Annotated in this window: 12 protein-coding genes and 1 tRNA gene; all 13 read right to left on the bottom strand. The window is 39.7% G+C overall.

Going from position 1 to position 12,233, the window contains the following annotated elements; genetic code table 11:
- Positions 1–3 precede the first annotated feature (3 nt).
- Positions 4–462 carry a CtsR family transcriptional regulator gene (locus ACESOD_RS09500; RefSeq protein ID WP_001211286.1) on the bottom strand — a complete coding sequence of 153 codons (459 nt, stop codon included), beginning with the start codon at positions 460–462 and terminating at the stop codon, positions 4–6.
- Between the two features lie 116 nt (positions 463–578).
- Positions 579–1,307 (bottom strand): ABC transporter ATP-binding protein, encoded by a 729-nt coding sequence (locus tag ACESOD_RS09495; protein WP_049509246.1) that lies wholly within the window; start codon positions 1,305–1,307, stop codon positions 579–581.
- Positions 1,307–2,314: an ABC transporter substrate-binding protein gene (locus ACESOD_RS09490; RefSeq protein ID WP_223339527.1), complete on the bottom strand. Its 1,008-nt coding sequence runs from the start codon at positions 2,312–2,314 to the stop codon at positions 1,307–1,309. The genes ACESOD_RS09495 and ACESOD_RS09490 overlap by 1 nt, the downstream gene beginning before the upstream one ends.
- Positions 2,315–2,351: 37 nt before the next feature.
- Complete coding sequence (locus tag ACESOD_RS09485) at positions 2,352–3,110, bottom strand: ABC transporter permease (protein WP_070458596.1); 759 nt, start codon at positions 3,108–3,110, stop codon at positions 2,352–2,354.
- Positions 3,073–3,363 carry a thiamine-binding protein gene (locus tag ACESOD_RS09480; RefSeq protein WP_000647682.1) on the bottom strand — a complete coding sequence of 97 codons (291 nt, stop codon included), beginning with the start codon at positions 3,361–3,363 and terminating at the stop codon, positions 3,073–3,075. Before ACESOD_RS09480 ends, ACESOD_RS09485 begins: the two co-directional genes overlap by 38 nt.
- Before the next feature lie 285 nt (positions 3,364–3,648).
- The gene (gene cls, locus ACESOD_RS09475) at positions 3,649–5,181 is read right to left on the bottom strand and encodes a cardiolipin synthase (protein ID WP_373095438.1); all 1,533 of its coding nucleotides are present in this window, start codon (positions 5,179–5,181) and stop codon (positions 3,649–3,651) included.
- 170 nt (positions 5,182–5,351) lie between these two features.
- Entirely contained in the window at positions 5,352–6,296 is a 945-nt protein-coding gene (locus ACESOD_RS09470) for a 3-oxoacyl-[acyl-carrier-protein] synthase III C-terminal domain-containing protein (protein WP_373095435.1), read from the bottom strand.
- Between the two features lie 14 nt (positions 6,297–6,310).
- Positions 6,311–7,573, bottom strand: coding sequence for a F390 synthetase-related protein (locus ACESOD_RS09465; protein WP_373095432.1), 1,263 nt, complete (start codon positions 7,571–7,573; stop codon positions 6,311–6,313).
- A complete protein-coding gene (locus ACESOD_RS09460) occupies positions 7,551–8,366 on the bottom strand; it encodes an MBL fold metallo-hydrolase (protein ID WP_373095429.1) in 816 nt (271 codons plus the stop codon). The genes ACESOD_RS09465 and ACESOD_RS09460 overlap by 23 nt, the downstream gene beginning before the upstream one ends.
- Positions 8,341–9,321, bottom strand: coding sequence for an NAD-dependent epimerase/dehydratase family protein (locus ACESOD_RS09455; protein WP_373095426.1), 981 nt, complete (start codon positions 9,319–9,321; stop codon positions 8,341–8,343). The genes ACESOD_RS09460 and ACESOD_RS09455 overlap by 26 nt, the downstream gene beginning before the upstream one ends.
- Positions 9,321–10,592 carry a nucleotide disphospho-sugar-binding domain-containing protein gene (locus tag ACESOD_RS09450; RefSeq protein WP_373095423.1) on the bottom strand — a complete coding sequence of 424 codons (1,272 nt, stop codon included), beginning with the start codon at positions 10,590–10,592 and terminating at the stop codon, positions 9,321–9,323. The genes ACESOD_RS09455 and ACESOD_RS09450 overlap by 1 nt, the downstream gene beginning before the upstream one ends.
- A 184-nt stretch (positions 10,593–10,776) precedes the next feature.
- Positions 10,777–11,928, bottom strand: coding sequence for an iron-containing alcohol dehydrogenase (locus tag ACESOD_RS09445; RefSeq protein ID WP_373095420.1), 1,152 nt, complete (start codon positions 11,926–11,928; stop codon positions 10,777–10,779).
- 233 nt (positions 11,929–12,161) lie between these two features.
- Positions 12,162–12,233, bottom strand: a tRNA-Pro gene (locus ACESOD_RS09440).

Here is a 12,233-nt window from a genome sequence, read left to right as displayed (position 1 = left end):
GTTCTATTTTCCTTTTCTATCTACCTCTTGTAATAACTGCCGGAGCATATTGGCACGGATAAGATTGGCATCATCGCCTAAAACTCGGTCTGTCGCCATCGCTAATAATAGATTCATCTCCTGACGCGTCACTAAATCCTGCTCAAACAAGAGTCTTAAAACATCTTCAAAGATAGCTAGGCTAACTTCTTCACCTACCGAATACAGTAAATCGCGGAGCATTTCATGGTGGTTTGAGAATTCAATCCGACCAATGCGAATATAACCGCCACCTCCCCGCTTACTTTCAACTAAATAGCCTCTGCTTTCAGTAAATCGAGTCTTAATCACATAATTAATCTGGCTAGGCACGACTTGAAAGGTATCCGCTAATTGGCTTCGTTGCAATTCAACCATACCCGACTGCTCCAAAATCGCCTTGATATATGCCTCTATATGGTCTGATGTATTTTTAAATCTCATAGAACGCCACCTCTTTCTTTGAACCTTGACCATCTTTGACTATTATACCGAATTTTTCGATTTTTTAAAAGAAAAAGGGGCTGGTAATGAAGAATCCTCACCAACTCCTTGTCTTTCTAATTATTTAATCCCAATTCCGCTAAAATTTGGCGTTTATAAGCAATTTTTTGAACTTCCTTGTCTTCGGTTTCAGACCAGTCGAGTTTGACTTCAGAAACAATCTGACCAGGGCGATTTTTCAAGATATAGATACGGTCACTAAGATTAAGGGCCTCCTCGATACTATGCGTAATGATGAGTGTCGTCAGGCCTAGCTGTTTATGAATCTCCAAATACCAGGCGTGGAGTTCCATCTTAGTCATCTCATCCAAGGCACTAAAGGCCTCATCTAGAAGAAAGAGCTTATGTCCAAAAAGATAGGTACGAAGTAAAGCAACACGCTGACGCATCCCACCACTAAGCTCATGAGGATACTTGTCCCGTATCGCCGTCAACTGAAAGGTAGCAAGGATTTCATCTGCTTTCGCAACAGCTTCTGCCTTATCCACCTTTTGAATCAAAAGGGGCAGGATGATATTACCAAGTACCGTCTTATGTTCCAAGAGCAGATCCTTTTGCAACATATAGCTCACGCGCCCCTTGGGATTTTCCTCCCCATCAAGCACAATTCTACCTGACTGGACTTCTAAAATGCCTGCAATCAGGTTAAAGAGAGTGGTCTTTCCTACACCACTAGGGCCTAGGATAGAAACCACTTCACCTGAAGTCACTTGTAGATTAATATCCTCTAAAATCTTTTCATCATCGTAGGCATAGCTTACATGTTCTAGTCTAATTTCTGTCATTATTTTACAAATTCGTTAGTGAAACCTTTATCAGTCAAGTCTTCCTTGAGGATACCATTTTCTTTATCCCATTTGTAGAAGGCATTCCATCGGTCCGCATCAAATTGTCCCCACTTTTCCTTATCACTTGCATATTCTTTTGACAAGTATTTTTGAGATTCGATGACAAAGTCACGTTTATCCTTTAACTCTGGGGCATTCTTGATCAGGATATCAGCCGCTTCTTCTGGGTGTTCCATAGCGTACTGGTAACCTTTTTTGATAGCTTGGATGACTTTACGGGCTTCTTCTTTGTTGTCTTTCAGATAGTCGTTGTTTGCAATGATAACTGGTGAGTAGTAGTCAAACTCTTTGACATAGTCTTTCAAATACATAAAGTTGGCATCCACACCTTGAGATTTGGCAAGAAGGCCATCCCAACCGTAGTAAATCCAGGCAGCATCAAAAACGCCATTGGCAATCGGAGTGATCGAGTTTGAATCGTTGTTTGGTACTTTTTCAACCTTGTCAAAGTCTCCACCTTGAGATTCTACCAAGGTTTTCAACATAGCAAGTTCTGTTGGGTCATTCCAGGTTCCATATTTCTTCCCAACCAAGTCTTTAGGACTATTGATATTGTCAGACTTACGAGAGATAATTCCTGATGTATTGTGCTCAACGATAGCTGCAACGGCAGTAATACCTGCCCCTTTTTCCAATTTCTTAGCCATGTAATCTTGGAAATAGATAGCAAATGGTGCCTTACCATTGATAACCAAGTCTGATGAACTTTCTTCTGGCGGTAATTTCAAATCAACATCCACTCCAGCTTCCTTGAAATAACCTTTTTCTTTGGCTACATAAAGCCCTGTGTGGTTGGTATTGGGTGTCCAATCCAGGATAAAGTCAATTTTTTTGAGTTCTGCTTCTTTGTTATCCTTAGAAGCAGTTCCTTGGCCGCAAGCCACAAGCACGACAGCTAGAAGAGCTGTTACAATCGTTAAAAACACTTTCCATGTTTTCTTCATTTTTATTTCCTCTTTTCTTTTTCCAAAACACTCTATTTTAAGTACGTTTCCATTTAATCACATATTTTTCACTGATATCGACTAGCTTCATACCCAGAAGACTGATCAGTGATACCAGAATAATAATCGCAAACATGGTATCATACTGAAACAGTTTTTTGGACTGAATCATGTAGACACCTAGTCCTTCAAAGCCTCCCAACCACTCAGATACCACTGTTGTGATAAAGGCGTAGGAAACACTGACCCTAAGCCCTGCATAAAAGTAGGGCAGGCTGACAGGGATTTTAAAATGCCACAGGATTTGCCAAGGATTGGCTCGCATCAGACTAAACAAGGTCAGCATGTCCTTATCACAATGCCTAAAACCATCTAAAATACTGACGATAATAGGGAAGGTTGTCGTCAAGATAATCAAGACAATCTTGGGCAAAATTCCATAACCCAACCATAAAACTAGGATAGGGGCTATGGCAATGGTCGGTATGGTCTGGACAACCACCATCATGGGGTAAATCAGGTCATTGAGCCAACTCAGACTATCCATAAGGACGGCCATGATACAGGCAATCAAGACACCCAGCACCAAACCTAGTAAGGCTACTCTCAAGGTTGCCCAACTATGGTACCAGAGAAATTCTCTATCACGAACAAAAGACTGGAGGATTTCAAGTGGCGTCGGTAGGATGAACTTTGGTAAGAGTTTTAAGAATCCCGCCACCTGCCAAACGGATAAGACACCTAAAAATCCTAACAGACTAATATGCCGTCTCATTATACTTTTCAAGTTTCTCATCGATGCTTAAAATCTCTCCTACATTTATTTTCACATTGGCAAAAACATTGTCTGCTCCTTGCCCCGCCACTTCTAACGCTTCTTTGAGAATGCGCATAAGTTCATCAAACTCTCCCTCTAAAACTGTTTCAAATGGTGTCACCACCATGGTCACTTCTTGAGCTTGCAGATAAGCAATGACCTTATCAATTACAGCTATGCGGTCAATCCCCTGTGACAGGGGCAGAACTTGTAAAGCAATGCTTGCTTTCATTCAAACCTCCTTTTAATTTACAGTTTTTCTTTATGAAAAAAGAAAAACCTCTTTCATATATGAAAAAGGTGCAGAATTAGGCTAAGTATCGTTCCTACGCTGGCATTACCCAGATCAGGTGCGGTCGAAGTTTAACACTTCCTCTCAGACTGTACACAGACTCCCATATATTATATGGACATATGATAACGCAAAACAAACAAGATGTCAAGGAAACTGCTTACAGAAAAAAAGGCAGTTCTCCACCTCTTCCTCTAATCATCTATTCTTAATTAATTCTTCCACTTAAAGCATTGGCGCAAACAACTGGGTCACTTCCTTGATTAATGTTTGATACCAGGTAGGCTTGATTGTTCCAGGAAAAATTTCTTGCGACTCTTCAAAAATTTCTTCAAAATCATTGCGAATAGTTGCAATGGACGGTGTTTCATACAATAAAACTGCATTTTCATAGTGGTGAACCAAGCTGCGATAATCAAGGTTTATGGTTCCAACAACCGCAAATCGATCATCAACAATCATTTGCTTACTATGGATAAAACCAGGAGTATACTCATAGATACGTACACCAGCAGATAAAAGATCAGGATAAGACCCTCTAGTTACTAACTGGATGAGCTTTTTATCTGGGATAAATGGAGTTATAATTCTCACATCTACACCTCTCATGGCTGCATTTTTTATATCCTCCGTCAAATCATAATCGATAATGAGATAAGGCGTGGTGATATAGACAAAATCTTCTGCTTGGTTAATCAGATTTTGATAGACGATTTTACCCACCTTCATTTTATAGATAGGCTTAGGCCCACTTCCATACGGGATACAAAGACCACCTCCTGGTCGTGTCTGATTTTCCAAATGATACTGATCAAAGTCACTAATTTCTCCACGGTTGATGTACCAGTTCATGAGAAATAGTCTGGTAAAGGCTTGAGTCGCCGGACCATCTATCCGAATCCCACTATCTTTCCAGTGTCCAAAACGTTCAATCTGATTGATATATTCGTCTGCAAGATTAATCCCGCCAGTATAGGCAATCTGCCCATCAATGACCAAAATCTTACGGTGGTCACGGTTATTATAGGCCACTGTCATACGAGGAATCACCTTATTAAACTTATGAGCATCAATCCCTTTAGAACGCAAATGAACGGTATAATCCCCAGGCAAGGTCACCATACAACCAATATCATCGTAGAGCATCTTGACCTCGACTCCCTGAGCAGCTTTTTCTTCAAGAATTTCAAGCATACTATCCCACATCAAACCTTCGTCGACAATGTAGTATTCTAGAAAAATAAATTTTTCAGCCCTCTTCAAATCCTCGAGCATCTGTTGCCACATTTCTTCTCCATTAGCAAAGAATTGTGAGTCTGTATGGTCATAAACCTCTGCATTACTATCCATATGTAGCAAGGCATTGATAATACCGTAGGCAGATTTATCAGTTTCTTGTAGGATCTGATGAAGACTATGCTCTCGCTTTTCATGAGATGCAATAGAACGAAGTTCCTGCAGTTGTTTGAATTCCTTTTTTGATAACCGACGCTCACCAAACATGATATAAAGTAAGGGACCAAAAACAGGGACAAAAGTGACAATCAACCAAGTCACCTTGCTTTCAGGTGACATCGAACGATTGACAATCGCTATAACGGTTGCTACGCTAATCAAAAATACAAGAGTCACCCAAATAATCGGAGCAATCTGACTCATGTAAAGAATGACTGCAAAAACTACAAATAATTCTATCAGAATTATCGCAATGCTAAAACCATACTTGGACATCAATAGTCGCAATTTTCTAGTTCCCATAACTCCCTCTCAATTTCTAAGTCTACTCCCTAATTTAACGTCTGAAAACGCTTGTTACCTTCTAGTATACTTAGTTTAGAAGAACTTAGCAAGTCTTTTCTGTTTAGGCCGATAGTTCTCCAACTGAGGTGAACAATAAAAAGCAGGCCACATACATGCCTGCTCTTATATTACAATTTTAATGCCAACATATTGACCGTCATACCAGCTGCAGTTCCCATCAAGAAGATGGTATCTCCTTCTTTTACATAGCCATGTTCGAGTGCATAGGCTAAACCAAAAGGTACCGCAACTGAAACCATATTTCCATAATCCGTAACAAGGTTAAGGTACTTGTCTTCATCTACACCCAGTTTTCCCATGACCAAAGGAAGAGCGCGACTAGCTTGGTGGGGAATAATATAGTCTACAGCATCTTTAGAAATGCCTGATTTCTCTTGGAATTCTTGGAACATTTCTGGGATGACACGAGCAGAAAGCAAGAGAATTTTCTTGCCTTTCATATCAAACATAAAATTTGTCTTGGTCTCTTCAGAGTACTCTTTTGGCTGATAAGAAGTTAAGCCTCCACGAATCTCTGTATCGTGAGCTCCCTCTGACCAAGTACGTTGAAGGCTTGCTATCACTCCCTTATCCTTATCACTTGATTGGAAAATGAAGGCAGCCGCTCCATCACTAAAGAGTTCATAGCTTTCTTTTTGCTTTGGATTGAGTCCCAAGCTACCAACTTCACTAGATACAATCAAAACACGACGGTATTCCCCAGCTTCAATCAAATGTGACATGGTTGATAAAGCAGAGATAAAACTTGTACAAGTCGTATTGATATCCATAGCTGGGATAGAGAGCCCTTTTGCAACACGTTCATGAATCAAAGCTGCCGTACAAGGAATCGGCTGAACACCAACCGCACTAGCTGATACCAGGCAATCAATGTCTTTCATACTCAAATTTGCATTTTCAAGTGCAGCTTGGATAGCTGCTTCTGCCAAATCTAGTTGCGTTTCTTTATTTTCAACCACACGATGACGGGTCTGGTCTTTAAATTTTACCGTATTTTTTGGAAGGCAGACTCCATAACCTGCAATTTCTACATGTCTTTTTACTTCTGTCATAATTTTTTGTCCTTTCATAAACGTTGGATACGTTTGAGCTTACGACTTGTATCCCAGTGATAATCAGAAAATTGTATTTCAGCTTCTTTAAACTCTTTTTGTTGCGCCAAAAGTCGAAACTGCTCTGTAATCGCTGTTTCAACTTGCTCATCCCTTTGACTCAGACAGACTTCCACTAACTTCTCAGAATGTTGTTTGACTTGATAATCTCCAACATTCTCCACAAAGAGAATGCAACGTCTGATAAAGTCCGGATAAATCGTGACCTGACCTCCATCCTGCCCTTCAAAGTAGAAGATATCATCAGAACGCCCTTCGACCTTGTCAATCCTTGTGTAATGGGAGCCACATGGGCAAGGATTAGGATTTTCAACCAAGATATCGTTGAGCTGGTAGCGATAAACAGGCTGACTGCTCCGCTTAAAATCAGTAATGACTGGATAAAAACGTCGGTCATCCAAGTAGTGTTTTTCCACAAAAATGATGTCTTCATTGAGATGAAGATTCCCAGCAGAGCAAGTACAAGCTAGGAAACCTTCGGTTGCCTGGTAGACTTGGGCAATAATCGGCAACTCAAAAGCGTTCGAAATTCGCTCTTTATCACTATCTTCTAAGATTTCAGCTACTGAAACGATTTTTTGTGGCTGAATTCTTAACTCTCCTGCTTTTAATCGCTTGCTCAATTCAATCAACATAGAAGCAGGTGCCACTACAATAGTCGGTTGATAACTATTGAGACGCTCGATATGTTCATCTGTATTCTTGAAAATATCAAAGTACTCTAAACGAATAAGTGCCGTATTGATGGTCTGATAGAGTTCATTATCCGCTCTGAGGAAAAAGGCTATGCGGTGCCCAAAAAGTTGGCCCTTGGGCAACATCTTTGCCAAGATAGCTGCTGCCCACATACTTCTCTCTTTTTCAGTTGTGATAAAGAGTCCCCGGTGTCCAGATGTTCCAGAAGACAACCCAACAGCTATTTCTCCTTTAAGCTCTGTAAAATTTCTAGTCTTTTCACTTTCGATTGCCAAATCCAAGGCCTCGTCTCGATCTACTCCTTGGGTGTTGATCTCATTGAAATGACTCATCATAAAAGCCTTGTCCATATGGTCAAAGTCACTAGGTACACCATTTTTAAAATAAGGGGACTCACGCTTGAGAAAGTCCAAATAGGTAGCCAGTTGCTTTTTCTGATAGTTTTCTAAGGCTTCTCGAGACTTAAAATTATGAAGCCAACGAGTTTGGATAAAGGTTTTAAGAAAGGTTATTTTTTTCATACAAAATTTGCTCAATCCTTTCTACAGGGTCATGGCTGACTAGCACTTCTATTCCATCCTTTAACACCTCTTCCAAGAGCTCAGTTCCTTTGATATAGTCAGCCTTATTATCTTGAACTAAGGAAGGAATCAGGTGCATCTGTTTCGTATAGGGTAAGAGGTTAATTCCCCAACAAAGGTCCGCTGCGATAAAGAGATGATAGTCTGGCATAAAGAGACAGGCTTGGCCCTTAGCATGCCCATCTATCGAAGCTACAAGAATACTGCCATCTCCAAACAAATCATAGGTAGGACGGTAAGAAAAGTTGGAGTTTTGCTGATCTGCCTTGATGACTGTCAGTCTTTCCTCGAAGTCACTCGGCAAAAATTCTTTAAAAATTAAATCTTTTAATTTGGGTTTCTTATAAACATTATATACTTCTTGAGTCAGTATAAAGATTGCATTCGGAAAGAAGCTAGCCCCTCCTAAATGATCTGGATGTAGATGAGACAGCAGGACATAATTAATTTCTTCTGGTTTAATTCCTTTAGCTTTCAGCAGGTGCGAAATCTGATCCTGCTCTGTCATTTGAACGGGCGTCCCCAAGCGATATAAAGCATATCTTAGTTTTGTCTTAATATCGTAGTGATAGCCAGTATCATAAAGTACATAGCCCTTATCCCTATGTTTGATTAAAAAGACGCCTGCTGGGAAAGTCATCTTTCTATTCTTGACACCTTTAAAGAGCAAACCGGCATAACTCGTACAATATCCCGCTGGGAAATACTCAATGCTTTCGATAATCTTGGACATATTGTTCAATCCCTTCTGAAATACTAATTTTAGGACGATACCCCAATTCCCTCTCAGCCTTGCTAATATCTAGAGTTTGACTATAACGAAGTAGATAATAGGTATATCGGGTTAAAGGCGGTTCCCCTTTCAGATTCAAGAACTTGTAAAGAAACTCTAAACTACTTGCAATTCCTGCTAATAGAGATGCTGGAATTTTTCTATATTTGATTGGGTAACCCAAGCCTTTCAAACTTTCCTCTAGCAAATCCCTAAAAGCCCTCGGTTCGCCATTAGTAATGTTATAGGCCTCACCTTTTGCTTCTGGGACTTCTAAGGCTAAACGAATTGCGAGAGCAACATTTTCCACGCAAGTCATGTCCATGAGCTGACGCCCATCTCCAATTAAAGGAATACCAATTTTTTGACTAAGATTGATCACCCGTGGCAAGATGCTGGTATCTCCAATCCCAAACAGTCCCCGAGGCCTCAAGATAATACTAGGAACATCTGGATAATCCTTAAAGAGTCTCTCCGAAGCCAATTTACTACGTATATAGTTATTGAGATTATTTTCCTCTGGAGCATCACTTTCTTTGATAGCCAGCTGATCCTTAGGAGCAGCATAGATGCTTGGTGAGGATACATAAACTAAACGTTGAATACCTACTTGACGACAAGCATCGAGAACATATTTAGTGCCTAAAACATTGGTCTGATAAAAATCATCCCATGGCCCCCAAATAGTTGAAAGAGCCCCAGCATGAACAACCATGTCCATCCCTTGACAAGCCTCTAATAAATCTTCTGCCTTTGTCAAATCCCCCTGAAAAAAACTGACAGAAGAGTCTTCCAAGGATTGCCCTACCTGACTATTTCTACCAAAGGCTCTTACTTGATAACCATGTTCTACTAGTTCTTCTACTACATATTTACCCAAGAAACCAGTGGCTCCTGTAACTAATACTTTTTTCATCATTCTTTCTCCTTATCTGCTAACAGACGGTGGATTTCGCTTTCCAAAATTTCTGTTGGATGATAGGATTGTGCAGCCTGGCGTAAAATTTCTAATTCTGACCAATCTTCTTTAGCAATTAATTTTTCAAATGCCTGCCCAATCTCCTGGCTATTATCTCTTTTAGCTGTGAAAGCAACACCCGCTTCCACACCACGAACAGCATAATCATATTGGTCGTAGTCATGAGGCAAAATCAAAGCCGGTTTACCATAAATGATACACTGATAAAAAATTCCAGCTCCACCATGATGAATCACATAATCCATCTGAGGAATGTATTCTTTGTAAGGAAGATAAGAAACAAGGGACAGATTCTCCATCAGATTCTCACACTGAAAAGGTTCTCCACCAACTCCACGAGTCACAAAAAAGTGAAAATCAGGATGCACTTTTGCTAGTTGCTTCGCTTGAAAGATTAGATTATCTTTGGCCCATGCCAGTTGTGTCCCACAAGTTACCAAAACCTTTTTTCGATTAGGGAAAACCGACAAATCTAATGGATAATCCTCTCCAGCCTCTACTGAAGAACCTGAAGGTCCCACCCATTTATAGTGTTTTGGGAATCCTTTTTTTAACTCTACTTCTTTCATCCCTATACCAAGGATTGAATATGGAGAATAAATAGTCTCTTGGTCCAGCTGATTATAGAGTCTAAAATTATATCTCTTTAAACGATCACGAAACGAAAAAGATACAATCCGTTTCACTAACCGAGTTCCCTTTCTACCTAAAAATTGTACCGCAGCCTGCCAGACATTCTTGGGACTCCCCATCCCACCAATTAAACAGGGCGGGCCATCAGTAGTCTCTAAAACAAATTGTGTAGCCATGGTAGTGATCCAAGGAATACCAAGCTGATTAGCTACAAGGCCACCAGACAAAGTTATAAAATCAGCAATAACAATATCTGGACGATTCTTTTGCCACTCTTTCATTAATTGATCAGAAACTAAATTAATTAAATCAATACTAGCAGAAAGTTGATGATAGGCCGATAAAATTCCTAATTGCTCAGAGTTATTTGATGCCTTTTCAAATTCCTCAATATGATCTTCTAGTATGGTAACTACATTAAAACCAGCAGACTCAGCAACAGCTTTTTTCTGTGGACCTGTAAATAAACGTATCTCATACTGAGGATTGTCTAATAGAGGTAGTAATAAATTCATAGTTGGATACAAATGTCCACTCAAAGGAACAATCACAACATCGATTTTGATTTTCTTCATAATCCTAGCATATCAAATTTTCCAAAAAAGAACTATCACGAGGATAGTTCTTCTTAAATATTATTGGCTTTAAATCATAGGAATAGTATTTGATTCCCTCATACATTATTTGAATATTCGGGAGGAATTCATAATGTAAGAATCTTAAATTTACTATTCCACAAGGGCTCTGAAGTAGCTTTCCTTAGAACAATTCCTTATAGAAAGCAATGGTTTCTTCCAAAGTTGGCATGAATGGATTACCTGGTGCACAAGCATCAATCAAGGCATTCTTAGAAAGGTATTCAAAGTCAAAGTCTTTTTCTTCGATACCAAGTTCTATAAGTTTCTTAGGAATACCGACAGTTTCAGAAAGTTTTTCAATTTCAGAAATAGCATAAGCAGCACATTCTTCATCTGATTTTCCTTCGATTTGCATACCCAAGGCTTTCGCAACATTACGGAAGGCTACAGGTACACGTTTGGCATTTTCACGCTCAACGACTGGCAAAAGCATAGCACAGCACACACCATGAGGTAAGTTATAGACTGCACCCAATTGGTGAGCCATTGAGTGAACATAGCCGAGTCCAGCATTGTTAAAGCTCATTCCTCCAAGGAAGATAGCATTAACCATACCTTCTCGAGCTTCGATGTCGTGTCCATTTTCTACCGCACGTGGAAGATATTCTTTGATCAGCTCGATAGCTCCTATAGAAAGTTTCTTAGTCACATCATAAGCACCTGGTGTTACCAAAGCTTCAACGGCGTGAGTAAGAGCATCCATACCAGTAGCAGCAGTCAAAGCTTGAGGTTTTGAAACCATCAATTCAGGGTCATTAACAGAGATAAGAGCAAGACTGTTTTTATCCACCATTACCATTTTAACCTTACGTTCTTCATCAGTGATCACGTAGTTGATGGTAATTTCTGCTGATGTACCTGCAGTAGTATTGATAGCGACAACAGGAAGGCCTTTTTGAGCAGACTTATGCAAACCTTCATAATCCTGCGGTTTACCGCCATTAGTCGCGATTACAGAAATACAGCTAGCCGCATCCTGTGGAGAGCCACCACCGACAGAGATAATAAAGTCACAGTTGTGCTCTTTCAAAGCAGCAACCCCATCCATAACATTTTTACAAGTAGGGTTGGGTTCAACATCACTAAAGATAACGTAAGCAATTCCTTCATCATCTAAAGGTTTTAAAATTTTGGGCAAGATATCACTTGATTCTATAAACTTATCTGTCACCAATAGAGCCTTACTATAGCCCAACTCCTTAACATAAGGCCCAACTTCATTTACCACACCTTTACCAATAAGGTTAACTGCTGGAACGTAAAATGTTGCCATATTTTATCCTCCTTGCGCTTTTCACGCTATATATTTAGGTTAATTATATAATATATTTTCTGTATTTTCAAATATTTGTGATTTTTTTAACAAATAGGAGATTGAAAAAATATTTTAATAAAATTTCATAAGGAAAGGATAACCAGACAAATTTGAAATGGATTATTTTATTGAAAAAAAGATTAATAACAAATAAAAAAAGAACAACCAGTGTTCTTACTCTGTAATATCAATCGGGAAGACAGGATTCGAACCTGCGACACCTTGGTCCCAAACCAAGTACTCTACCAAGCTGAGCTACTTCC

The organism is Streptococcus oralis (assembly GCF_964238205.1).
Lineage (GTDB): Bacteria > Bacillota > Bacilli > Lactobacillales > Streptococcaceae > Streptococcus > Streptococcus oralis_CZ.
This window is presented reverse-complemented; position numbering and strand designations above follow the sequence as displayed.

What these genes read in the sequence shown, in the direction of transcription:
- ACESOD_RS09500 (WP_001211286.1), bottom strand. Translation starts at nt 462, where the DNA reads ATGAGATTTAAAAATACATCAGACCATATAGAGGCATATATCAAGGCG.
- ACESOD_RS09495 (WP_049509246.1), bottom strand. Translation starts at nt 1,307, where the DNA reads ATGACAGAAATTAGACTAGAACATGTAAGCTATGCCTACGATGATGAA.
- ACESOD_RS09490 (WP_223339527.1), bottom strand. Translation starts at nt 2,314, where the DNA reads ATGAAGAAAACATGGAAAGTGTTTTTAACGATTGTAACAGCTCTTCTA.
- ACESOD_RS09485 (WP_070458596.1), bottom strand. Translation starts at nt 3,110, where the DNA reads ATGAGAAACTTGAAAAGTATAATGAGACGGCATATTAGTCTGTTAGGA.
- ACESOD_RS09480 (WP_000647682.1), bottom strand. Translation starts at nt 3,363, where the DNA reads ATGAAAGCAAGCATTGCTTTACAAGTTCTGCCCCTGTCACAGGGGATT.
- cls (WP_373095438.1), bottom strand. Translation starts at nt 5,181, where the DNA reads ATGGGAACTAGAAAATTGCGACTATTGATGTCCAAGTATGGTTTTAGC.
- ACESOD_RS09470 (WP_373095435.1), bottom strand. Translation starts at nt 6,296, where the DNA reads ATGACAGAAGTAAAAAGACATGTAGAAATTGCAGGTTATGGAGTCTGC.
- ACESOD_RS09465 (WP_373095432.1), bottom strand. Translation starts at nt 7,573, where the DNA reads ATGAAAAAAATAACCTTTCTTAAAACCTTTATCCAAACTCGTTGGCTT.
- ACESOD_RS09460 (WP_373095429.1), bottom strand. Translation starts at nt 8,366, where the DNA reads ATGTCCAAGATTATCGAAAGCATTGAGTATTTCCCAGCGGGATATTGT.
- ACESOD_RS09455 (WP_373095426.1), bottom strand. Translation starts at nt 9,321, where the DNA reads ATGAAAAAAGTATTAGTTACAGGAGCCACTGGTTTCTTGGGTAAATAT.
- ACESOD_RS09450 (WP_373095423.1), bottom strand. Translation starts at nt 10,592, where the DNA reads ATGAAGAAAATCAAAATCGATGTTGTGATTGTTCCTTTGAGTGGACAT.
- ACESOD_RS09445 (WP_373095420.1), bottom strand. Translation starts at nt 11,928, where the DNA reads ATGGCAACATTTTACGTTCCAGCAGTTAACCTTATTGGTAAAGGTGTG.